General features: G+C 33.7%; 18 protein-coding genes and 1 pseudogene. 15 read left to right on the top strand and 4 right to left on the bottom strand.

All coding sequences use genetic code 11. The features are described from left to right. Positions 1-111 precede the first annotated feature (111 nt). From KD050_RS05020 to KD050_RS05005, 4 genes are all read left to right on the top strand, one after another. Complete coding sequence (locus KD050_RS05020) at positions 112-285, top strand: hypothetical protein (RefSeq protein WP_211895138.1); 174 nt, start codon at positions 112-114, stop codon at positions 283-285. A 488-nt stretch (positions 286-773) separates the two neighbouring features. Next, positions 774-1,739 (top strand): ParA family protein, encoded by a 966-nt coding sequence (locus KD050_RS05015; RefSeq protein WP_211895137.1) that lies wholly within the window; start codon positions 774-776, stop codon positions 1,737-1,739. Positions 1,740-1,759: 20 nt separating this feature from the next. Next, on the top strand, positions 1,760-2,110 hold the full coding sequence (locus KD050_RS05010; RefSeq protein WP_211895136.1) for a hypothetical protein: 351 nt from the start codon (positions 1,760-1,762) through the stop codon (positions 2,108-2,110). Beyond that, entirely contained in the window at positions 2,107-2,760 is a 654-nt protein-coding gene (locus tag KD050_RS05005; protein WP_211895135.1) for a hypothetical protein, read from the top strand. The genes KD050_RS05010 and KD050_RS05005 overlap by 4 nt, the downstream gene beginning before the upstream one ends. Positions 2,761-3,185: 425 nt before the next feature. On the opposite strand, the gene KD050_RS05000 is transcribed toward KD050_RS05005, so the two are convergent. Both KD050_RS05000 and KD050_RS21490 read right to left on the bottom strand, forming a co-directional pair. Beyond that, positions 3,186-3,941, bottom strand: a complete 756-nt coding sequence (locus tag KD050_RS05000) for a tyrosine-type recombinase/integrase (protein WP_235753918.1) — start codon at positions 3,939-3,941, stop codon at positions 3,186-3,188. A gap of 36 nt (positions 3,942-3,977) precedes the next feature. Then, positions 3,978-4,055 (bottom strand): annotated as a pseudogene (locus KD050_RS21490) (hypothetical protein); the annotation flags it as partial. A 319-nt stretch (positions 4,056-4,374) separates the two neighbouring features. Between KD050_RS21490 and KD050_RS04995 the strand changes: the two are divergent. The 5 genes from KD050_RS04995 to KD050_RS04975 are packed head-to-tail and all read left to right on the top strand — an operon-like array spanning position 4,375 to position 10,879. Then, positions 4,375-5,781: a DNA cytosine methyltransferase gene (locus tag KD050_RS04995; RefSeq protein WP_211895134.1), complete on the top strand. Its 1,407-nt coding sequence runs from the start codon at positions 4,375-4,377 to the stop codon at positions 5,779-5,781. Between the two features lie 12 nt (positions 5,782-5,793). Then, positions 5,794-6,933: a DNA cytosine methyltransferase gene (locus tag KD050_RS04990; RefSeq protein ID WP_211895133.1), complete on the top strand. Its 1,140-nt coding sequence runs from the start codon at positions 5,794-5,796 to the stop codon at positions 6,931-6,933. Positions 6,934-6,944: 11 nt separating this feature from the next. Then, positions 6,945-8,996, top strand: a complete 2,052-nt coding sequence (locus tag KD050_RS04985) for an AAA family ATPase (protein ID WP_211895132.1) — start codon at positions 6,945-6,947, stop codon at positions 8,994-8,996. Further along, positions 8,996-10,453, top strand: coding sequence for an LlaJI family restriction endonuclease (locus tag KD050_RS04980; protein WP_211895131.1), 1,458 nt, complete (start codon positions 8,996-8,998; stop codon positions 10,451-10,453). The genes KD050_RS04985 and KD050_RS04980 overlap by 1 nt, the downstream gene beginning before the upstream one ends. A 21-nt stretch (positions 10,454-10,474) precedes the next feature. Further along, positions 10,475-10,879 (top strand): hypothetical protein, encoded by a 405-nt coding sequence (locus KD050_RS04975; RefSeq protein WP_211895130.1) that lies wholly within the window; start codon positions 10,475-10,477, stop codon positions 10,877-10,879. 554 nt (positions 10,880-11,433) lie between these two features. Here the strand turns inward: KD050_RS04975 and KD050_RS04970 are convergent. Continuing rightward, a complete protein-coding gene (locus KD050_RS04970) occupies positions 11,434-12,612 on the bottom strand; it encodes a hypothetical protein (protein WP_211895129.1) in 1,179 nt (392 codons plus the stop codon). A gap of 570 nt (positions 12,613-13,182) precedes the next feature. Between KD050_RS04970 and KD050_RS04965 the strand changes: the two genes are divergently transcribed. Together KD050_RS04965 and KD050_RS04960 are read left to right on the top strand one after the other, a co-directional pair. Further along, positions 13,183-13,434 (top strand): hypothetical protein, encoded by a 252-nt coding sequence (locus tag KD050_RS04965; RefSeq protein WP_211895128.1) that lies wholly within the window; start codon positions 13,183-13,185, stop codon positions 13,432-13,434. Positions 13,435-13,724: 290 nt separating this feature from the next. Next, a complete protein-coding gene (locus tag KD050_RS04960; RefSeq protein ID WP_211895127.1) occupies positions 13,725-15,821 on the top strand; it encodes a HelD family protein in 2,097 nt (698 codons plus the stop codon). Positions 15,822-16,670: 849 nt separating this feature from the next. On the opposite strand, the gene KD050_RS04955 is transcribed toward KD050_RS04960, so the two are convergent. Further along, complete coding sequence (locus KD050_RS04955) at positions 16,671-18,065, bottom strand: sigma-54 interaction domain-containing protein (protein ID WP_211895126.1); 1,395 nt, start codon at positions 18,063-18,065, stop codon at positions 16,671-16,673. Positions 18,066-18,429: 364 nt separating this feature from the next. Here KD050_RS04955 and KD050_RS04950 point away from each other — a divergent pair, with 364 nt between their 5' ends. The 4 genes from KD050_RS04950 to gcvPB all read left to right on the top strand — a co-directional run bounded on the left by KD050_RS04950 (position 18,430) and on the right by gcvPB (position 23,165). Continuing rightward, entirely contained in the window at positions 18,430-19,176 is a 747-nt protein-coding gene (locus KD050_RS04950; protein WP_211895125.1) for an SDR family NAD(P)-dependent oxidoreductase, read from the top strand. A 186-nt stretch (positions 19,177-19,362) separates the two neighbouring features. After that, positions 19,363-20,142 (top strand): SDR family NAD(P)-dependent oxidoreductase, encoded by a 780-nt coding sequence (locus tag KD050_RS04945; RefSeq protein ID WP_235753917.1) that lies wholly within the window; start codon positions 19,363-19,365, stop codon positions 20,140-20,142. Between the two features lie 19 nt (positions 20,143-20,161). After that, a complete protein-coding gene (gcvPA, locus tag KD050_RS04940; RefSeq protein WP_211895123.1) occupies positions 20,162-21,562 on the top strand; it encodes an aminomethyl-transferring glycine dehydrogenase subunit GcvPA in 1,401 nt (466 codons plus the stop codon). Positions 21,563-21,587: 25 nt separating this feature from the next. Further along, entirely contained in the window at positions 21,588-23,165 is a 1,578-nt protein-coding gene (gene gcvPB / locus KD050_RS04935; protein ID WP_211895122.1) for an aminomethyl-transferring glycine dehydrogenase subunit GcvPB, read from the top strand. Positions 23,166-23,225: the final 60 nt, after the last annotated feature.

Below are 23,225 nucleotides of genomic sequence, written 5' to 3'. Positions count from 1 at the left end.
TCCATGTGATGAGTGCATGTTTAGAAATAAATACTATATTAGCTATCAATAGTGGGAGTGAAACGACCACATACGCAGCGTAGCGGAGTATAGAGAAAGGAGAGTACATGAATGAAGGATAATAATAATATAATCGATAGTATGATTAGATTAGCGATGAGAAATCAATCCATTATCGAAGGTAAGGGAGTATCTAAAGGTGATATTAAAGCAATAGCGATGCACGATTTGATAGTAAAACAAGAAAAGATAATCAATAAATACTATGCAAAATTGTGCAAATAAAAATAGCGTAGCAAGGGGATGCTATGGAGGACGGGGTACTTAATGGTGTAGGTCAGGCTACTGCACAATTTACACAATGGTTTCAAAACTTTTTATGCACAACCAAACGTGGCGGATTTTATTGTATCTCATAGCGATAAGTATAGACAAGAGTCAGCGTAACTTTATCTACACAAAGCAGCATCTCTACATTCTAAATAACTTAATCCCCTCGCGATTTATTTCTACTTTTATTACAGTACCATCAAGTATTTTTAACAAACCAAGTACTATCATCGAATAGTTATGTAAAAAATCAAATTTTTTATTCTTTTATAATAATATTGTGTGGAGATTGTGTTGACATCAATTGGCTACTAAATAGTACACTGACTCTATATCGATTCCAATATTATTAAGTTATGAATAAATTTTTTTTTTGCATAATTTAGAGAAGTATGTAATATTTTAATTAGTTGAATTACTAATTTTATTATAGGGGTGTCTTAATGGAGAAAAATGGTACTGTTATTTCGTTTATCAATATGAAAGGTGGAGTGGGTAAAACCACACTTAGTATAGGTATAGCAGATTACCTAGCGAAGTTAGAAGATTATAATGTTCTAGTTATTGATATTGATCCTCAATTTAATGCAACACACTCTTTGATAGATGCATATAAAAAGAAAAGTGTTATTGATGATACAATTATAGACGATGAAAAAGTAGATCTTAGGACTACACTAGAAGAAGTTTTTCTGGGAAATGCAGACGATGAAGATGAAGACGAAGAAGTAAGTAATAACTTTTATACTTTAGAAGTATTGAATAAGAATAAAACTATTTTCCAATTATTCAAACCTCAATTAGATATGTCTAAAAGATATTCCTTACCAAAAGCAGAAGACTTAATAATTAACTTGAAAGATGGTTTAGATTTATTGTGTGGTGATTTAAATTTAGTTTTAGCAAATAAAAATAGTGATTTTAGCTTAGTTAAGCGATTGAAAAATTTTATTTCAGAAAGTAGATTAAGGAAACAATATGATTATATAATAATTGATTGTCCACCTACATTAACTATCTATACTGATAGTGCACTTTTAGCCTCAGACTTTTACATAATTCCTAATAGAATTGACCGATACTCTATTATAGGTATTGATTCTTTACAAACAGCAGTAGGTAATTTAATAGCTTCGGAAGGAATAGATTTAAAATGTCTGGGAATTGTTTATACAATGGTAAATAAAAATATGAATACAAAACAACTAAAAATAAAAAATGATTTTGAATCAAAGAAATCCGTAAATGATATAGATATTTTTGACTCAATTAGTCATATAGTTAACCATATTCAGTATGGTTATAGTGGAACCTTACCTACAAAATATAAATCTTCATTAGAGGATATTGAATCTATTAGTCATGAAATGTTAGAAAAAATTGCATTTACATTGGAAGCAGTGAATTAAATGGGTATTGGAGATGCAAAATGGATGAATTAAAAATTTATAGAAATGAATTGAAAAATTCAAAACCCCCAAAATATAAGTTGATAGGAATTGTAAGTGAAATAATTTTATCAACAGAGTTGTTTGATAAAAATATAGATACTAAATCTTTCTTGATGGAAGTTTTTAATAAGGAATTTAATGAGTATGTTTATGCTTCAAGAACAACGATAGTTTCTAGAACAATAAGGTTAATTGAAGATTGTGAAGATAAAGTTTATTTGGAGTATAAGAATAACCTGTATAAATTTATTGATAAAGAGATTGATAAACGGCTAGAAAATTCGAAATCAAAGATCGGTAATACTTTTGATGGATGGATAAAAGTATGAATGAAGTAGGCTTAAAAATTTGTAAAGAGGAAATAAATGATCTTATAACTTATATTGAACAACTCTCACAATTAGATAAAAAAACAATTGAATATTATAGAGTAATAGCTAAACAAACATTGTTTTTTAAACATATATTGAACGCATATCCACAAACTTATTTTGTAGAAGTTTTAATTTCAGATTTCTTTAATTTTATTTTAAATGATATAAATGAATCAACTAGATATCTATATTTAAATGAAAGATCTATTATAGAGAACTACATTAGGTTAATTTTAAAAAAAGATGAATACATATCTCATATTACTTCGCAATCCTTTGTAGATTTAAAAGAACAAAATAGGTTGGTTTTAAATGAATCAGAGTACAGTAAAATAATGAATGAGTATAAAATTTCATGTTCGTATATTCATGGCGGTAATATTCTAGCTAATCATTTAGTTGCTAATTTTGAAGAATGTGTGAATGGTGTAAATGATATTACTAAAAGAAATAAAGCAAATCGAATGAATCAAACATTAGATTTGTTTAAAATATTAAATAAATTATTTATTATCAATAATTTAGAGGTAGTCGATAATTCATTTCACAGAAATAAGTATGCATTAAATTATTTATTAGGGAAACAATATTCATTGTTATCTTAATAATCTTAAGCTAAAACAAATTTAAAAGTTGAACTTAAATAAACCATACTACTCTTTTTATTTTACAAACATGTGTTATATACTAGACTTCGGAAGGTCTTTGAACCAAGTTCGTAAATATGTAATACTCCCTAGCGGAGAAAACTTTTGAATATAAAATTATGGAAATGGCATAAACCGTTGGGACTCTAATGTCGGCATAGTGCTACGCGAAACCTAAATAGGCAAGATACACGCGTAGAAGCTTAAGTGTTAGAGTTTCTGGACGCGGGTTCAAATCCCGCCGTCTCCATATAATGAGATCATATGATTTCATACAGTGTCAAAACCCTTGATAATCAAGGGTTTTTTCTTTTGCACTGTTTCATTAAATCTCAGTTAATTGCAACAACCCGATGTTAAAAGCGATGTTAATAAATCTGTTCTTAGATGCTCATGAAGGTAGCAAATTTATTGATTGCTTCTTCTTTTGCCTTCTTAGTGACATGAGTATAAATGTTCATAGTTGTTTGTACATCGCTATGACCTAAACGCTCTTGGACTTCCTTTAAACTAGCCCCAGCTTCAAATAACAACGAACAATGTGTATGTCGCAAGCCGTGTGTAGTGATAGTGCCAAGATTATATTTTTCCTGCACATGTAAAATCCATTTTCGAGTTTTTGTAGGTTGTAGATACTCATTTTTATCATTACTAAATACAAGCTGTTTTGGCTGCATTGTATTGTAACCTAGCGCTAAATAATCCTGTTTCTGCTTTTTCTTCCAATCTTTTAATATTGCCATCGTTTTATCATCCATTTTGATTGTACGTACAGTACCAGTTTTTGTAGACTTTACATATAACTTATTATCTTTACCTCTTGCAATGCCCTTATTAATACGAATTTCATTTGTCTTGAAGTTAAGGTCATTCCAAGTAAGTGCAAGTGCTTCACCTTTACGCATACAACTAAAAGCAAGTAAATGAAATAGGACGTATGCTTTGTAGTTACTTTCTTTTTCTAGGCATGATAAAAATTCTATTAGTTGTTCACGAGTATAGAAGTTTTCTACTTCTTCATCGGTTACAATTTCTTTCTTAGCAGTTGCTGGCATGTTTACATAGGCAAAAGGATTAGTTTGTAGATATCCTCGTTTAATCGCAAAATCAAGTACCTTAGCTGCGTATGCTTTTACCATGCGAAATTTCTTCAGCTTTAATGCCCATTCATCGACATGTTTTTGACAAACATCAATATTGATTTTCTCAATTTTATAGTCACCCATTGCAGGCAAAATATGGTTAGGGAGCATCTTTGCAAAGAAGGAATCAATCCAGTGCTATTGCCTATGGAATCTGATATTACATTATTGCCAAATACTGCGTCTAGGCTATTTTCAGCCTAGTTTCATATACAAAAGCCCAGAGGTAGCGACATGACTACTCTGGGTGTAGGGTTGAGGAGATAGAATGGATAATTTTTTAGGGTGTGGAGATAGGATGGATGTGAGTATTAATAATAGAACAATTGTAAAATTTTCGATTAGGCGTCAAAAACTTGACGCCTACATTCGAGTTGAGTATAATTAGTCCGAGAGAATATATGTTTGTACATAAAAGAAGGATGATACTATGGGTTTAAATTTAAATGGATTTAAGATGTGGTTGGCGGCAAATAAGGATTATTGTAAAGAAACGATAAGCGATACGGTTTCAAGAATGAAAAGGGCAGATAATATTTTGCCTTGGTTTAATGACATTGTTTATCAGTTTCGGCTGGAACAAGAATTGGCTTATCAAGCCCTATCTGTTTCCGTGCGCTCACAAATAAAAAAATCTGTGAAGCTTTATTTCGATTATATAAAACAAGATTCTGTAATGGCATCTGTAACTTCGAAAGGAAGTAATATGAAAGTACTATCGTTGTTTTCAAATATTGGTGTAGCAGAGTCTTATTTTGAAGATATGGGCATAGAGGTTTCCGTTGCTAATGAACTTGTAGAACGACGGGCTAAATTATATTCAAAAATTTATCCTGATACTCACATGATTTGTGGGGATATCACTAAAAAAAATGTATTTGACGACATAGTCAAAGAAAGTAGAAAAGCTGGTGTTAATATTATAATGGCGACACCTCCATGCCAAGGAATGAGTACCGCTGGACAGCAAGAAGAAAACGATGAAAGAAACAAACTTATTATCCCTGTGATTGAGGCAGTTAAAGAGATTAGACCCCAATACGTATTTTTAGAAAATGTCCCCATGTTTTTAAATACCAGTATAGAAGTAAATGGCGAGCAAGTTTTAATTCCTAATTTACTAGAAAAAGAGTTGGGATCTGAATATAAGATTTCACAAGATATTATCGATACAAAGGATTACTCAGTTCCACAGACACGAGAACGGGCAATTATTTTAATGACCCGCAGAACAGAGGATATAAAAGAATGGGGCCTTCCAAAGAAAGATTCAAAAATTGTTACTATGCAAGATGCGATTGGGGATTTACCTAAATTAGATCCTTATATAAAAGATGTCTCAGAAGATGAGTTGTTAGAAATCTTTCCTCATTTTTATGAGCGGCAGGAAGTTGCGGCTAATATTTCAAAATGGCATGTTCCTCCCCATCATGTAAAGAGGCAGGTCATAGCAATGCAACATACCCGTACCGGCTGTACAGCATTTGATAATACGGTTTTTTATCCCAAGAAAGCCGATGGAGAAGCTGTAAAAGGTTTTCGCAACACCTATAAAAGACAAAAATGGAATACAGCCGCTTATACCGTAACTATGGATAATCGGAAAATCTCATCACAAAACAATGTTCATCCAGGAAGATTAGAATATGTAGATGATAATGGAGAAGAAATATATTCGGATGCAAGAACTTTGACTCTTTATGAGTTACTGATTGTTATGAGTTTGCCAGAAAGTTGGCCTGTACCAGAAAATACATCAGAAGCTTTTTTACGAAGAATAATTGGCGAAGGGATACCACCACTATTTGTGAAAAGAGTATTTGAAAATATTAACTAGGAGATTAAATCAATGGGAAAGTTAAATGGTATTTCATTGTTTGCTAATGTTGGAATTGCAGAAGCTTACATGGATGAACTAGATATTGAAATAAAAATTGCAAATGAGATAGATGAAGATAGAGCTAGATTTTATCAAGATGTATATAAAGATACACATATGATTTGCGGAGACATTACGGACGATAGCATCCGGAGTTCTCTTGTAGAAGAAGCTATTGAAAAAAATGTGGACTTCTTAATAGCCACACCACCATGTCAAGGAATGAGTGAGGCTGGATTAAGATTAGAATTTGATCCACGTAATCAGCTTATTTCGTATGCAATTGATGTAATCAAAAGGGTTAAACCGAAGTTTGTATTATTAGAAAATGTCCCAAGACAATTGACTACTCGTATTAAATACGGTGATGAGATTATCTTGATTCCAGAATATATAAAAAAGGAACTTGGAGACAGCTATCGTTTTAATAAGGACACACTTGTTATGGCAAAGGATTATGGTGTACCCCAATTAAGAGAAAGGAATATATTCTTGCTTGTCAGAAACGACCTACCATATGTTTGGGAGTTTCCAGAAAAGCAGAAGGAAATCACTCTTTTTGAAGCCATTGGAAACTTGCCTTCTCTTGACCCTAAACTAAGAGAGGGGGTAGAATTTACTTTAGAAAAATTTCCGAATTATGAAAGTAAGCGAAAAGAAGCACTTGAGATATCGAAGTGGCATTTTCCACCAACCCATTCGTGGAAACAAGTGGAATGGATGATGCATACACCTACAGGGAAATCGGCTATTTACAATGATGTTTACTATCCACAAAAGGCAGATGGTGTTCCTGTTAAAGCTCATCATAATCATTATCGTAGATTGAAATGGGACATGCCTTGTAGAACTATCATACAGAATAATGGCGTTATCTCATCTTTAGCTTGTGTTCATCCAGGGCGATTGTACCAGAATGAATCAGGTGAAGATTTATACTCTGATGCCAGAGTTTTATCTATATATGAGCTGTTAATTGTTATGTCTTTGCCTCTTGATTGGCCAATTCCAGATTGGCCTAATGAAACTTTTATTAGAAGGGCGATTGGTGAGGGCATACCTTCAAAACTTATCAAAGAAATCATGAAAGCATTAATTCAGCAATTATAAGGAGGATATTGATGGGAAAGATAGTGATGCCAAAAAATAGTGCACTGTTGAACGAAATTGAATCAGTTTTGCACATATACCATGAAGCTAACGATTGGTTGACAAATGCCATATATAAAGAACATTTAAAGGCAATGATTGGGTCTGATCAATACCAATCTTCTTATACTAAAAAGGCCCAGATTACATCTTACTTTGGCTTTACAGTCTGGGAAGATATTAATAACCCTCAGTCAAGAAGAAGGATTACTGAATCCGGTAAGAAAATGTATGAAGCAATAACAGAAAGTAATACTGATAAAATACAAGAAGTATTAATGAATGCATTAGAAACTGTGAGGTTTGGTCGGCACAACTATGGCTGTCCTGAAAGTAACTCTGATGTGGAACCTCCTGCACTGTATATTAGAGCTATAATGGATTTGGGTTATTTGACATATAGGGAATTTGCATTTTTACTTTGGAAACTCGAAGATGTAGGCGGTAACTATACAGATACTTTAGCTGAATTAAGGGAACTAAGAAATCAAGGTCCTATTACATTGAGTGAAGAGGCTAATAGATATGCAGATTGTAAGCCAATTATGATACTGATGCGTTGGGGATTCTTGGATGAAGACGCTGACAAATCGGGTGGTAAACATATAATTATTAAACCGGAAATACTTCGCAAGTACGAAACTCGCCTGAAAAATTTGAAAATATACAATATCGATATGGACGTTGCTGAACCTATTGTCGACGATGACTTGCTTGTGCACCCAGTGCAGAGTATTTACAAGACAAGTATCAAATCAGATTTCCACCGTAATAGAATTATCTTTGGTGCTCCAGGAACAGGTAAAAGTTATGATCTAAATCGAGATAAGGATACCTTGCTTAAAAATGGTGGTGAGTATGGGCGTGTGACTTTCCATCCCGACTATTCGTATGCAAACTTTGTGGGAACTTACAAGCCTACGATGTTGGATCCTGTAAATGATCTCATTGTAAGCGAAGATGAGAAGGGGGTTTTATCTGTTCTATTGGATGATAAGACGGCCCAAGAAAAATATGATTTGCTATATGACAAGTTTAAAGAGGGCGATTTAACTCGCCTGCCACTTTTACTGGGATTATATAATGATGACAAGTTTAAAACTAAGAAAAAAGATGGCTCTGATGCTAGTGGTGATAATAGCGTTGAACGAAATCATGGTCGTGCGATTAGGCCATATGTAAATCTGATTTCAAATAAAAAGTCTGCTAGTGAAATTACATATGAATACGTCCCTGGCCCATTTATGAGGACGTATGTTAAAGCACTTAAAAATGCTCAGACAGATAATCCTAAGCCATATTTATTAATTGTTGAAGAAATCAACAGAGCAAACGTTGCAGCCGTATTTGGTGATGTATTCCAGTTGTTAGACCGTGATGACGATAATGTTAGTGAATATGCTATCCAAACATCTGAAGATATTAAAAAGTACCTTGCTAAGGAATTAGGTGGTAAGCCACAAGAGTATTCTGAAATCAAAATTCCAGATAATATGTTTATATGGGCAACTATGAATAGTGCTGACCAAGGCGTATACCCTATGGATACTGCGTTCAAACGTAGATGGAATTTTGACTATCTTGGTATAAATCATAATGAGAATGACATTAAGGGGAACTTTGTTACTATGGGTAGCGAGGTCTATCATCGTGAGATAGAATGGAATGAACTGCGTAAGGCAATCAATAATACACTTTCTTCTTATAAAATTAATGAGGATAAGCTATTAGGACCTTATTTCCTTTCAAGAAAAATCGTAGTTCCAAGTTCAGGTAATAAAATTAACGCTGATATCTTTATTTCTGCCTTCAAGAGTAAAGTTCTAATGTATTTATTTGATGATGCTGCAAAACAGAAAAGGGCATCTCTATTTGATGGATGTAAGGACGCAACGAAATATTCCTCTATTTGCGAGGAATTTGATAAGCGTGGTGTAGAAATTTTCTGTAAGGAGATTAGGGACAAGTTTCCAAGGGCTATGGCTATAGCAGGAGTTGCTGAATCTGCAGAGGAGTATAAATAATGATATCCAAGTTTGTACGTGAACAGAAACGATATACACAGGAAAACTTGCGAAACATTTTTGATTGTACAGCCGAAAAGACCGTTGCTATCATAAAAAAACTGAAGGAATACGGTGTCTTGAAAGCTGTAAAAGCAACTGATGTGCAGAAGGATATGTCTGACCTAATCGAAAAAGATATTGAAGTAATCGATGTTGAGGTTGGAGAAAATGAGCATCTTTATGTTTTTACATTTGTGGGTGTCATTACGGTTTTGGATTGCATCTTAAAATGCTATCCGAAATATATAAGTAACGTTGCTCCTAAAACAGAATTAAAGCAAATCATAAAAGTTCTGGAAAGATATAATTCCAAGGAACAAATTATTCGGATGTACAATGATAGCGAAGAAGGTAATTCATTTAACCTACTCTCTGTGATGATTTATCTTTTGAATGACTACCATGAAAATGGCGCTTACACGAATACACAAGATATAATTGAAACTAATGGTTCGGGTGAAATACTGTGGGACAAGACGATAAATGAGACCTTTACTTATCTCAGCAATAATCGCCCATATTACCCAGAACTGTTTACACAAAAACGTATTAATGATGATTTTGATTACTTTAAAAGGATCCACGAATCAATTATCAGTATTTGCTCAAGAGAACTACAAGATGCAGATTTATTGGATTTGTTTGACATACTACCGGTTGAAGTGTCTGATGAAGAACTAGATGATTTTAGAGAAACAGATTATATACTCTATCGAATACAGAATGAATTAAATTTACAGTTTAATACAAGAAAGCAACTGTTATTAAAGACGTTATATGCCTATATCGCTCATAGTAGCACTCTTGTAGATATTGATTGTTTCACTATGTTTGGTACAAATAGTTTTAATCTGGTATGGGAAAAGGTGTGTGCGGAAGTTTTAGACAATCAATTGCAGACTCCGCTCGGCTCACTCCCTATATCTTTAGCAAATGGATACAATCCTCAGGATTTACTCATTTCACTAATAGAAAAACCAAAGTGGAATGGTTATACGCAAGACGGTACAGAATTTCAAAAGATTGCCAATGAGACCCTTATTCCAGACCTTGTATCAATCCATAAGGTGAATAACTCACATCAGTTCATCATTTTTGATGCCAAGTATTATACCATTCAACTTGAGCAAGGAAAAAAACTGCGAGGACAACCTGGAATTGTAGATATTACAAAGCAGTATCTCTATCAGTTAGCGTTTAAAAGGTTTGTTAATGACCATGGCATTCAAGATGTACAGAATTGCTTTTTGTTGCCAACTGAACAACAAGGAATTATTGTCAAGGGATATGTCAGTTTGGAAATGTTAGATGCTATGGGGTTACAGAGCATCAAAATAAGACAATTACCAGCTGAAATGATGTACTCACACTATCTATCTAGTGAAAAAATGGATATAGGGTTACTTTATTTCTAAAGTGGGTATGGAGGGGGTAATATGGCAGGCAATCGTTCATTTAAGGATTATGTGGCAGATAGATTTTATAATGAGATGTTTGCCGCCATACAAGATTACACCGCAGATAACTACAATGACTTAGGTTTACGGCTATATAGAGTTCGAAACATTGGCGGCATAGAATTGTCAGATATAGAAGTAAAGTTTGTGTCTGTTAATGACTTACAGGACATGAAAATAAAATTTGATGTTGCTGTTGAAGCTGAATTTGAAGTCCGGAAGTCAGATTATCACTATGATGAATCGGAAAATTGTTGGCAGTGGTTTATGCAACAAGCTTTTAATGCGCAGTGCTTTGCATCTATACTACTTGGTGGCTATGTCATGAAAATGTTAAATCAAAAGAAGAAGTTATTGAAGAGTTTAGTATCAATAAAAACATAATTGATAAGTTAGTGAGGCAATGAGTACCTCTAAAACAAATAATACAGATGAATAATATTGATCTTTTTAGGTCCTTGCCTCCGAATAGGCTTTTTTATTAAACCGATGCTAAAACCGATGTTAGTAAACTTTATAATGTACAAAAAAGCTGTGTGGACACTAGTTTTGAGCCGTTAATGAAAAAGTCGGGTTCTACTCCCGCCGTCTCCATATAAAAAAGTCGCTCCCTCTCGAAAAATCAGGGGTTGAGCGACTTTTTATTTGGTATAATGAACGCTTTTTGAATATCTATCCTTTACCACTAATTTTGCTTTTATTATATTGCTTAACGCAACGGTACAAAATAATGGGAGAATACTCATCAAACGAATTGTTTTAGTAATAAATAGTAATTAGATAAACTGGACTAATGCCAGTTCTTTCAAAAGATTTTGTAGATAAGTAAGGAATTAATAATTTTCTATGGAAAATAGAAAGGGCGAATTTAAACGATTTTTCGTTACATTAGGCAAAAAACCGGTGGAGATATTCTAATACACACTTCAGTATATTATTTATGCCTTTTTGTCTATTTTAGAATTTATATCTTTTAAATTTAGTTTATTTCTTTTAAGTAATAAATTCATGTTTAGAGTTTGGTTGTTATATAATTCCATTACATTGAGTTTAACGTGGGTATTTCGTATTTCTGCAATTTCATCTTCTATTGTATTAATGTTATTACTTTCAGAAGATCTTTTTTCTTTTAATTGAATAAGTTGCTCTTCAAGAATTTGTTTTCTTACTAAGATAGTTTCTTTCTTAACAATCTCTGTAGCAACTTTTGTATTCACATATATTTGATTAAGTTTTTCAGTTTTAATTTGTTCATCTCTTAGTTCTTGTTCTTTTTTTGAATCATATATGGTTTTTCCTATTTGTGCTGCACCAGTAAGAATATCAAAAAAGGGAGGGCTATTGTGTCCAAATCTCTTAAAGTCTAACTCTGGCAATGTTTCTTTTCGTTTTCTAAGGTGTTTTGAACAGATAATTTTGATTTTCTTTTCTTCCTCTAAATATATACCAACTAGAGGTTTGCTGGTTTTTGAGAATAATTCGAAAAAATAATTAAAATATTGATCTAATAGATTAGTAGTATCTATTGCTTCATTATTTTTTAATTGTTGAATGAGTTTATTTATCTCTTCTTCGTGTGATAGATAATTAGTATATTCTTTCTCAATTTCATTTTTTATATTAATTATATTATTTTTAATTGTTATACTAGCATTTTTAGGTAATTTTTCTAAGGCTGCTTCATATAAATTATTTAGTGTCGAAGAAAGTGACCCATTATGTAATTTTTGATATTCAGACGTTAATATATTACTTGAGATGTTTTTGTTAAGTATTTTGTTTAATCTCTTATAAAGCCTAATAACAAGGGACATTTTTAGAATTTCTTTATTAGGATACAGACTTATAGGATAACCTATGCTTTGAAAACTATTAAACATAGAAGAATTTTTTAAGTCAATGTATTCATAATTAATATATTTTCTCTTTATAGAATTGTTTAAAATTAAAATATTTTCTGGAAGTTCACCTTTCTCTAATTCTAAAGCTATATTTCTTAAAAGGTCAAATTTATAATATTCATTACCAAAGTCATTTATAAAATTTGAAAGTTCCCAGGGGTCAAATACTTCATTTACTGTTCTTACAAAATGTAGTTCAAATCTCTTATCAGACATATTGCACCTCTTTAGTATTAAAGTTATATACATTATACAACACAATTTCATAGTTTTTTCCTACATATTGCAAATTATATGTAAATGCTATACTAAAATAGATCCATTTAAAGGGATAGAGTCGGTGGAAAGGGTGGAGAAAATTTCACTGTTATACCTGATAATGGTATTCCACGCACATATAATCAACGTGCGATCCCTTACTTAGAAAACCCAACTGCAAGGCATGAAGGAACTTTTGATAATGAATCCTATTTTAATGCTATTGATGCCATAAAAAGTGGAAGTATTGAAGAGTTGAATAAAATTGTAGTGGCTAATGGAAAGAATCCAATTTCTAATGTGGATTTTACGGATTTTCAGGCACATTACAATGATTTTCGAGATAATGTAAAAAAGTGATTGAAATACAAATGCCACATATGGACTGAAAGGTACTGCTGCTCCATGGAAGAAAATTTCTTCAGGAGAAAGATTAATGGATGGGGGAGCAGAGCAAATTGTAACACCATTAAATGCTGAAATGTTAGAAATGATCGGAACCATTCCGAAATACTAGGGGGTAATAACGTGACAAAGCAAGAGTTTCTAAATAAATTTGAATCTGAAAAACTAAAATTAGGTGAATACATTATGATACTGGATAAGATATCAAATGCTCCTCTTGTAATTGGATGTGCATTTGATCAAGGTATGTGGAAAGTTTATAAAACAAAAGAACGTGGAGGCCACTATATAATTAAAGAAACTGGTAGTGAGAATGAGGCGTTTGATTTTTTTAATGAATTAGTATTAAGTGCACATAATAGACTTCTGAATTAGTGTTTTTAAAGGTGGCTATTAAGCATGTTTGTGTTTCATACCACCAGCTGAAGTCTAAATCTCACTAAACCTCAACTAGCAGCACTTGCCCCGCAATGTAAATTTTATCAAGCGTAGTCTAACAATTAAATACCTTCCCTGTGTCAGAAACATTCATGTTAATTCAAACAAACGTGAATGTTGTGATTTCCACGTTTGTTTCTAACGCAGAGAACAATTGACTTTGTACATACATATTTTATACAATTGTAACTCGACTGAAATTTTAGAAAGTTGGGGGGAGTATCATAATGAGCACTATATATGAAGAGGAATTTAAGAGATTGCAAGAGGTTTTATCTACACTGGATGACCGAATACACAAGCTAGAAAGTATTCCGGTCTATCATGGAGATAACTATACCGAGCAAGTACTTGAAAGTATGAGGGAGTTAAATCGGCAAAACTTACGAATTGGTGTACAAGAGCCATACTTTGGTCGGTTAGATTTTAGGGAGGATGGCCATTTAGAGCCAAATTCTTTATATATTGGGAAAGTCGGTGTATCTGATGAGGAAGCGAAGAAACCAATAGTTATTGATTGGCGTGCACCAGTTGCGAGTATGTTTTATTCCTTCAATGGTGGAGAAGAACTGGCTTTTTATCAATCGCCTGATGGATTGGTAGAAGGAGAAGTCTATTTAAAAAGAAACATAGCCATTCGTAAAAGAGAACTAGAGCGTGTGGTTGATACGTATGTAAAGGGAAGTGAAGATGTATCCCTGACAGACGAATTTCTCTTATACCGATTAGGTGAAAATAAAGATAATAAATTAAAAGATATCGTTTCAACGATACAATCTGAGCAAAATGAAATTATCCGAGCTGTGAAAAATATGCCATTATTGATCCAAGGGGTTGCAGGGAGTGGGAAAACAACTGTCGCTTTACATCGCCTTGCTTTTTTAATTTATGAATATCGTGAACAGCTACAAGCAGATAGAATGATCATTTTCGCTCCAAACAGTTTGTTTTTAGACTATATTTCTGGTGTACTTCCTGAACTGGGAGTAGGTAATATTAAACAAACTACTTTTCCAGAGTGGGCGTTACGTCTCTTAGATAATGCGGTGAAATTAAAACAACCAGAAGAAAAGTTGAAAGAAGCTTTTTCAATTAATCGTGACAATAATAAAGTTATGCAGGGTAAATTAAAAGGGTCAATCAAGTTTAAGTCATTTATTGAAAGAAGTCTCATTCAATTTGAAGAAAATCTAGTACCAACAACTAATTTAGAACTATGGGATCAAGCTGTGATAACAGTAGATGAAATTAAGAAGTGGTTATTGGTTGAATATAAGCATTATCCATTAACAAAGCGCAGGGAACGATTAGTTGCACGAATCAAGCGTTGGATAGAAATAGAACTTAAAAAGATCGAAGGAACCAATGAGAAAAAGCTATTGAAAAAAGAGGCTAATATAAGATTAAATGCATATATGAAGTTTTGGCCGAAAATAAGCGCTTTATCATTTTATAAATCTTTGATGAAACGAAAAGAAATAGTAGAACTATTGCCAGAAGCGCTTGTACGAGAAACAGAAAAGAATTGCCAAAAGAAAGAAGTAAATGTAGAAGATTTAGCGCCACTCCTATATATTCATCATCAATTAACGGGAATAGAAGGCAAGCAAAAATTTCATCATGTTGTCATCGATGAAGCACAAGACTTTTCACCATTTCAAATTTATGTTTTAAAAGAGATTACACTGGGAAATTCTTTTACCATTTTGGGCGATTTATCTCAGGCAATTTATAATTATCAAGGTATTGAGGACTGGAATGACTTTAAAGAATTGTTTCAACAAACGGGTTATTATGAACTGACGAGAAGCTATCGTTCTACAAAGGAAATTATCGAATTTGCAAATGAGGTCATTAAGCATGCTGAAGTTCCAGTAGGTCTTGCAACACCAGTTTTTCGTAGTGGTGAAAAAGTGAAAGTGATTGCTACGGATGATCAAATTACCGAAATCGTTAAAGTATTACAAGATTTACGAAAAGGAAATCTCAAGACGATTGCGATTATAGGTAGAACAGATGCTGAATGCCGTTCGATACATGAAAAGTTACTAACTGCAGGGATTAATGCGAATGTCATTGAAGCAAATCAAAGTAAATATGCAGGTGGTATATCAGTGGTACCGGTGTATTTAGCTAAAGGTTTGGAATTTGATGCAGTGCTACTTATCGATGTGGACGCAAGTCACTATAAAGATTCAAAGTATGATGCCAAATTATTATATGTAGGCTGCACGAGGTCTCTCCACGATTTACGTATTTTCTATTCTGGTGAAGCATCACCATTAATTCAAGGAATTCCAGAAGAATTTTATGAAAGTAAATAATATATGTTTGAAGAGGATTACTCAGTGATATGTTAGAGGGTCCTCTTTTTTGCGTTAATTTAGCAAGAGTAGTTAGTATTCTTGGAGAAACTGTAACTTTTTAAAACTATGTCCTTGTGTCAGAAACATTCATGTTAATTCAAACAAACGTTAATGTTGTGATTTTTATGTTTGTTTCTATCTCAGGGACCAAACACAATTTTGAATGCGATTTATGAAGATCTAAAAGCTACGATTACCGAAGATGATTCGGTAATCGTGGCTTTTTGGTTTAAGTAAAATTTTTTGACACGGAAGTGGAGTCTGGTTTTACTTCGCTGAAGTTGAGGTAAATAATGAAGGAACCCTATAATAGATTTCTTTCACCTTAATCTTAAATCCTATGCTACCCTTTATTACATTTTCTAGGAGATTAGCAGGAGGTTTATCCCGCAAAATTGGATTTTCAAGATGTTGTTCATACTTTTGCAGCATCTCGGTAAGATCTTGATTAAATTTTTTTCGCTCAAAACACTAGCTGTACTAAACGTATATAGTTCCATGATGGGACATTTCATGCTCTTACCAAGAACACGAAATGTTGCATGTGATTCAAAAAGAGCTTGGAAATTCCAAGCTCTTAATAATTTTCTTTTAGTTCTTAGAACAACCGCAAAATCTATAAATTTAATTTTTACCTAAAGAAAACCCTTTAAATAAACGTCCTCCAAATGGTTCAATAACGTTACCATCCAGACTAAAAAGATTATATCATTCATATTTTTTTACTACAGTTGCAAAGCCTACATCTCGAAGACTAAGGAAAGAATAATTCAAAATTAGGCGTAATTACATAAATTTGTAATTGATTCAAGACTCTATTTTTAGCTTATCCAACTTTCGATAAAGCGTTCTAACACTAATTCCTAAGTCTTTAGCTACCATTTGTTTGCCATTGTAACTGTTCCCGTAGAGATTGAGTTTTTGAATGATAATTTCTCTCTCCATTCCTACTAATTCTATGTTCTTGCATAAACTCAGATTTAAATTGTAATTGTCTGATAAGTAAGGGGGAAGAGACGCTTCAGTTAAAGTACTGTCATTTTCAAAATTCATACTATATTCAATAACGTTTTCAAGTTCTCTCAAATTACCTGACCAGTGATAAGAAGAAAGGGCTTCCATAAATCCACTTGTATAAGAGTTGAAATACTTACCAGATCGATGTTTTAAGTTTTCCATCATTTCTTCTACAAGTAAAGGTAAATCAAGTAGCCTTTCTCTTAAAGGGGGGATATTAATAGGGATTACATTTAAACGATAAAATAGGTCTGACCGGAACTTCTTTTCTTGTATAGATTTTTCCAGTGGTTGGTTTGTAGCAGCTATTATTCTAGCATTTACCTTTTTAACACTAGTTCCGCCAACCCGTTGGATTATCCCATCTTGTAAAACCTTTAATAGCTTCGATTGCAAGTGAATTGGAATCTCCGCAATTTCATCTAAGAATAACGTGCCGTTATCTGCGGATTCAAAATAACCTTTTTTTCCACCCTTCCTAGCGTTAGTAAACGCACCACTTTCATATCCAAATAATTCACTTTCAAATAAACTCTCAGGAATACTTGCGCAGTTAATTTCTACTAGTGGACCATCACTCACTGTGCTATTTTCATGAATGTATTTTGCGAGCATACTTTTGCCAGTCCCCGTCTCTCCGGTAATAAGAACTGTTGATGTACTATTACGCATTTTTTTGACCAATTTAGTAATATATTTAAACGCATTACTATCTCCGAAAATGTAGTTTCCGGAAGAATAAACAGGTGAAAGATTACTTTTGAATTCATTTGAATCCCTTAAAATTGAAATGATAATATCTTTTAAACGGGTTAACCACTCTGTGTAGAAATCTTTTTGTTCAATTAAAACACTTTTATTATGACTGGATAGACTAACAAAAGAAAGATATCCAAACTTTTCCCCATTAAACATCATATCTTGAATGAGTTCCGCTTTTGATGGACATTTATTAAAAAAATGACAACCCTCACACATATTCATATCTCCAGGTTGGTGAAGTAGAGTAATGTGATTTCCATATATTTTATCAAAAAAAGGAACATGGACCTTCATACCCTTAAGTGTTATATAATCCTCGGTTGCGGCTATTATACGTCCATTTTTATCAAAACAGGCAATATCGACTTGCAAAAGTCCTGAAAAAGCTTGAATTACTTTCGAAATAGAACTTAATAAAATCATTCAATCACCTCTCATTTAACTTATTCATCTTCTATCAAAATTATATTTATAAGATTCTGAATAGTCAATTTAAAAATGATTATTGTGACAAATATGTTATGTCATTTGTCAAAAGTGTCATATGCAATTAATTAATATCTTTTTTCATGTTTACACATTTTCCTAGTCTTTATCCAATTTGTAGTCCATTTACTATAGTTGGCATGGAAATTGCAAGATTAATAAGTATAAGTAGAGTATGGAAAATTCAGGGATGTTAATAATTTGCTTCTTGAATTAGTAAGGAGGATAGATATGTAGAAACTTTAAACAAATGAGACCTTTAAACAATCAATAGGTTGAAAGTGGAGGGATGGATTCAAAAATGAGTAACTATCAAGATAGTCTAAGTGAAAAACGTGTTGTTATAACTGGAGGTGCTAGTGGCATTGGGCTTGCTACGGCTCTTCGATTTGCAGATGAAAATGCAATTGTCACTATAATTGATAACAATAAAGAATCATTAGATAGAGTATTGAGTGAATATCCGGATATTAAACATGGTATCGTCGCGGATGTAAGCAATTACGAGAGTGTACAAGATGCGTTTCTAAAGATAGATGACTTGGCTAGTGGTATTGATATCCTTATTGCAAATGCCGGCATAAGCGTTAGATCTAGTTTTCTAGATATTACGCCAGAACAATGGAATAAAGTAATCGGCGTTAATCTGAATGGTACTTTCTATGCAGCACAAGAAGCGGCGAAGAGAATGATTAAACAGGAAAATGGAGTAATTTTAATGACAGCTTCTACTAACGGTTTAGTAGGACATCCAAATTATGCGGATTACAATGCCTCAAAAGCTGGTGTAAATCTTTTAGCACGAACGATGGCATTGGAATTAGCACCTACAATTCGTGTAAATACGGTTTGTCCGGGATATGTACTTACTCCAATGCAAATGGCAGAATATAGCCCAGAAGCATTAGAACAAGTAAATGAAAAAATTCCATTAAAACGCCACGCCCAACCCGAAGAAGTTGCTGGATTATTTGCTTTCTTAGCATCTTCAGAAGCGAAGTATATTACAGGACAACATATTCCAATTGACGGTGGAGAACTAGCATAACTTCACTAGTTTTAAAGAGATGACGTAAATGACAAAACAGACAAACTTTGTCATCTATGACACTAGTTATTTATAGAATTATTTACTACACGTTAGCAATACTCTTTGTTTTATATGAGTTTTTTACTTTAAAATAGTTGGCACACAAATTGCAATATTAATTTACGTAGAGAGGGAGAGATGCATTTGAATTACGAAGACTTATTAGGGGTAAAAAACAAAGTAGTTGCTATTACAGGTGCTGCATCAGGAATAGGTTTAGCTACTGCAAATTTATTTGCAGAACTTGGGGCCTCAGTAGCGTTAATAGATATTAATGAAGAAAAAGGAAAAAAGGTTGCTGCGGAGTTAAGTGATAAAGACGTAAACGCAAAATTTTACAAATGCAATGTGACATCTTCGGAAGATTGCAAAGCAACTGCTAAGAGAATCGAAGATGACTTCGGTAAAATTGATGTACTTTTCAATAATGCAGGAGTCATCCGGCGAAAAACAGTTGTCGATCATACTGAAGAAGATTGGGATTTAGTACTAAATGTTTCGTTAAAAGGAGCATTTCTATTATCTAAGTATATTATTCCTATTATGTATAAAAACGGTGGAGGAAGCATTGTTAACACCGGATCTGGATGGGGATTGAAAGGTGGGGATCTGGCAGCATCTTATTGTGCCGCGAAAGCTGGCGTTGTGAATTTAACAAGAGCAATGGCTATTGATCATGGACCACAAAATATTCGAGTGAATTGTATTTGCCCTGGAGATACAGACACACCTCTTCTAAGAGATGAGGCAAAACAATTAAAACAGGATGAAGATGCTTTTTTAGCAACTTCAGCAGTTGATAGACCACTAAATCGAATTGGAACCCCGCTAGATATCAGTAAAGGTGTACTGTTCTTGGCTAGTGATATGGCTTCTTGGGTCACGGGAACGGTTCTTACGGTTGATGGCGGAGGTCTAGCATAAAAAATAGGAGGAAATTGTTATGAAAGAATCGAAAAAAATTGCACATCCTTATATCCCAAATACTGTACCGGAAATCAAAGAGCAAATGTTAAAAGAGATTGGAGTAAAGACGGTTGAAGAGTTATTCGCTGGAATTCCTGAAGAGCTTCTTTACCGTGAAACAATGAATATTCCGAAAGCGCTTTCAGAATATGAATTACGCAGATATATGGATGGGTTGTTATCTAAAAATACGAGTACATCAGAATATCTGAACTTTTTGGGTGCTGGTTGTTGGAATCATTTTATCCCAGCTGTTTGTGATGAAATTAATTCACGTGCAGAGTTTTTAACTGGGTATGCAGGAGATCCATACGAAGATCATGGTCGCTTCCAAGCTCTTTTTGAATACCAGAGTTTAATGGCAGAGTTAGTAGATATGGATGTTGTTAACGTTCCGACATTTGATTGGGCACAAGCAGCATCAACATCTATTCGTATGGCAACCAGAATCACCAATCGTACAGATATATTACTGCCTAAAACAACCTCACCTGATCGTCTGAAAGTTATTAAAAACTATTGCTCGCCATATATAAATGTTAGTTTGATTGATTATAAGGAAGATACTGGACAAATTGATTTGGAAGATTTGAAAAATAAATTATCGTCAAATACAGCAGCTATCTATTTTGAAAATCCATCCTATTTAGGCTTTTTAGAAACACAAGGTCAACAAATTAGTAAACTAGCAAAAAAACATGGGGCAATTACGATTGTGGGAGTCGATCCTAGTTCTCTAGGTATTGTCGAGCCACCTAGTCACTATGGTGCTGAAATTGTTTGTGGCGATCTTCAACCGCTAGGCATGCATATGAATTACGGTGGTGGTCAATCAGGGTTTATTGCAACCCACGATGATATTAAATTTGTGCAAGAATACCCATCTAGATTATTTGGAATTGCACCTACGGTTGTAGAAGGTGAATATGGGTTTGGTGATGTTTATTATGATCGAACTTCCTTTGCACAAAGAGAAAATGGAAAAGAATCGGTAGGCACCCAGACGGCATTATGGGGAATTACCGCAGGAGTTTATTTATCACTTCTGGGTCCTGAAGGAATGTATGAGCTTGGGAAATCTATCCTGCAAAAATCGCAATATGCAATGCAACAGATTGGCAGTATTCCAAATGTAGTAGCTTCACGATTTGAGTCAACTAGTTTTAAAGAGTTCGTTGTAGACTTCTCCTATACTGGGAAATCAGTGAAAGAGATTAATAAGTATCTTCTGGACAATAGAATTTTTGGTGGTAAAGACCTTTCAGAAGATTTTCCAGAATTACAACAAAGTTCTTTATTTTGTGTTACAGAAATTCATACGAAAGAAGATATCGACCAACTCGTTTCTGTAATTAAGCAGTGCATAAACGAAAAATGAAATAAATTGAAAAGGATGAATGGCTATGAAAAAAATTAACCGCGAACATAAAGTACGAAATTTTCATCAAGCAAAATGGGATGAACCGATTATTTTTGAACTTCATAACAGTGGTGAAAGAGGGGTTTTACTACCGCAAGTGGAAAGTGAAATTGTAGATTGTGTAGGCGATGGGCTATCAGTTTTACCAGCGTCTTTGATCAGAAAATCAGCCCCTAAACTACCTGAAATTTCACAAAACAGAGTTCTTCGTCACTATTTAAGACTTTCTCAAGAAATGCTAGGGGGCGCTCTGAATGTTGAAATAGGTCAGGGTACTTGTACGATTAAATATTCTCCTAAGATAAATGAAGAAATTGCTTCATCTCCTAAAATGACAGAGCTTCATCCTTTACAAGACGAAAGCACCGTGCAAGGCACTTTAGAAATAACACATAAATTAGATCTATGTTTGAGAGAAATTTCCGGTATGGATTACTTTTCTTTCCAACCAGGCAGTGGAACACAGTCGTTGTTTACAATGGCTTCCATCGTTCGAGCTTATCATGAGAGCAATGGGGAGGGTGAGCAGCGAGATGAAATTATTACAACTATTTTCTCACACCCATCTCAGGCAGCAACTGCGGCTGTAAAGGGATATAAAATTATAACACTGTATCCTGATAAAGATGGTTTCCCTGATCTTGAAAAGTTAAAGGAGGTAGTATCTGACCGTACAGCCGGATTTGTAGTAGCAAATCCAGAGGATACTGGAATATATAATACACATATAAGAGAATTTACAAAAGTTGTTCATGATGTAGGAGGGATTTGCTATTACGATCAAGCAAATGCGAATGGTTTGCTAGGAATTACTAGAGCTAAAGAAGCAGGATTTGATATGTGTTTCTTCAATCTCCATAAAACATTTTCTACACCACACGCTTGTGGTGGTCCAGCTACTGGGGCACTGGGAGTTGCTGAGAAACTTAAAGAGTTTTTGCCTGGTCCAATAGTTGAAAAACAAGGTGATCAATACACGTTAAAAAGTGATATGAAGCATAGCATTGGAAAAGTTCGTTCGTTTCAAGGGGTACCTCAAATGATAATACGTGCATATGCTTGGATTCGAGCACTTGGTGCAGAAGGATTAAAGGATGTTGCTGAAATCGCTGTATTAAATAACAATTACTTGTATCACCATATTTTAAAAATTCGTGGTGCAAGTGCTCCATATATTAAAGGGCAGAGATTGGAGCAAGTGCGCTATAGCTGGGAGCAGTTAACTCGCGAAACGGGAGTTACAACCGATGATATTTCACGAAGAATGGCCGACTTTGCACACCAATACTGGACTAGTCATCATCCATATGTTGTTCCTGAACCTTTTACGCTTGAACCAACAGAGTCAACTTCAAAATCAGATTTAGATGAATATATTGCCTCTTTAACCTATATTGCAAACGAAGCTTATGAAAAACCTGAAAAAGTAAAAAATGCACCTTATAATAGCTCTATTCACCGAGTAGATGAGCAAGACTTCTTTGAAAACCCTGAAAAATGGGCGGTTACATGGAGATCGTATTTAAAAAAGAGTAAAGAAATAGAAAAAATAAGATCGTAAGGTTTTCTCCTCGTTAACGCATCTAAATAGCTTGTTAATGGGGAGTCATTGATATTAAAA

The sequence above is a fragment of the Psychrobacillus sp. INOP01 genome (assembly GCF_018140925.1).
Lineage (GTDB): Bacteria > Bacillota > Bacilli > Bacillales_A > Planococcaceae > Psychrobacillus.
The sequence above is the reverse complement of the archived record's forward strand: the minus strand, read 5'-3'. Positions and strand labels throughout refer to the sequence as shown.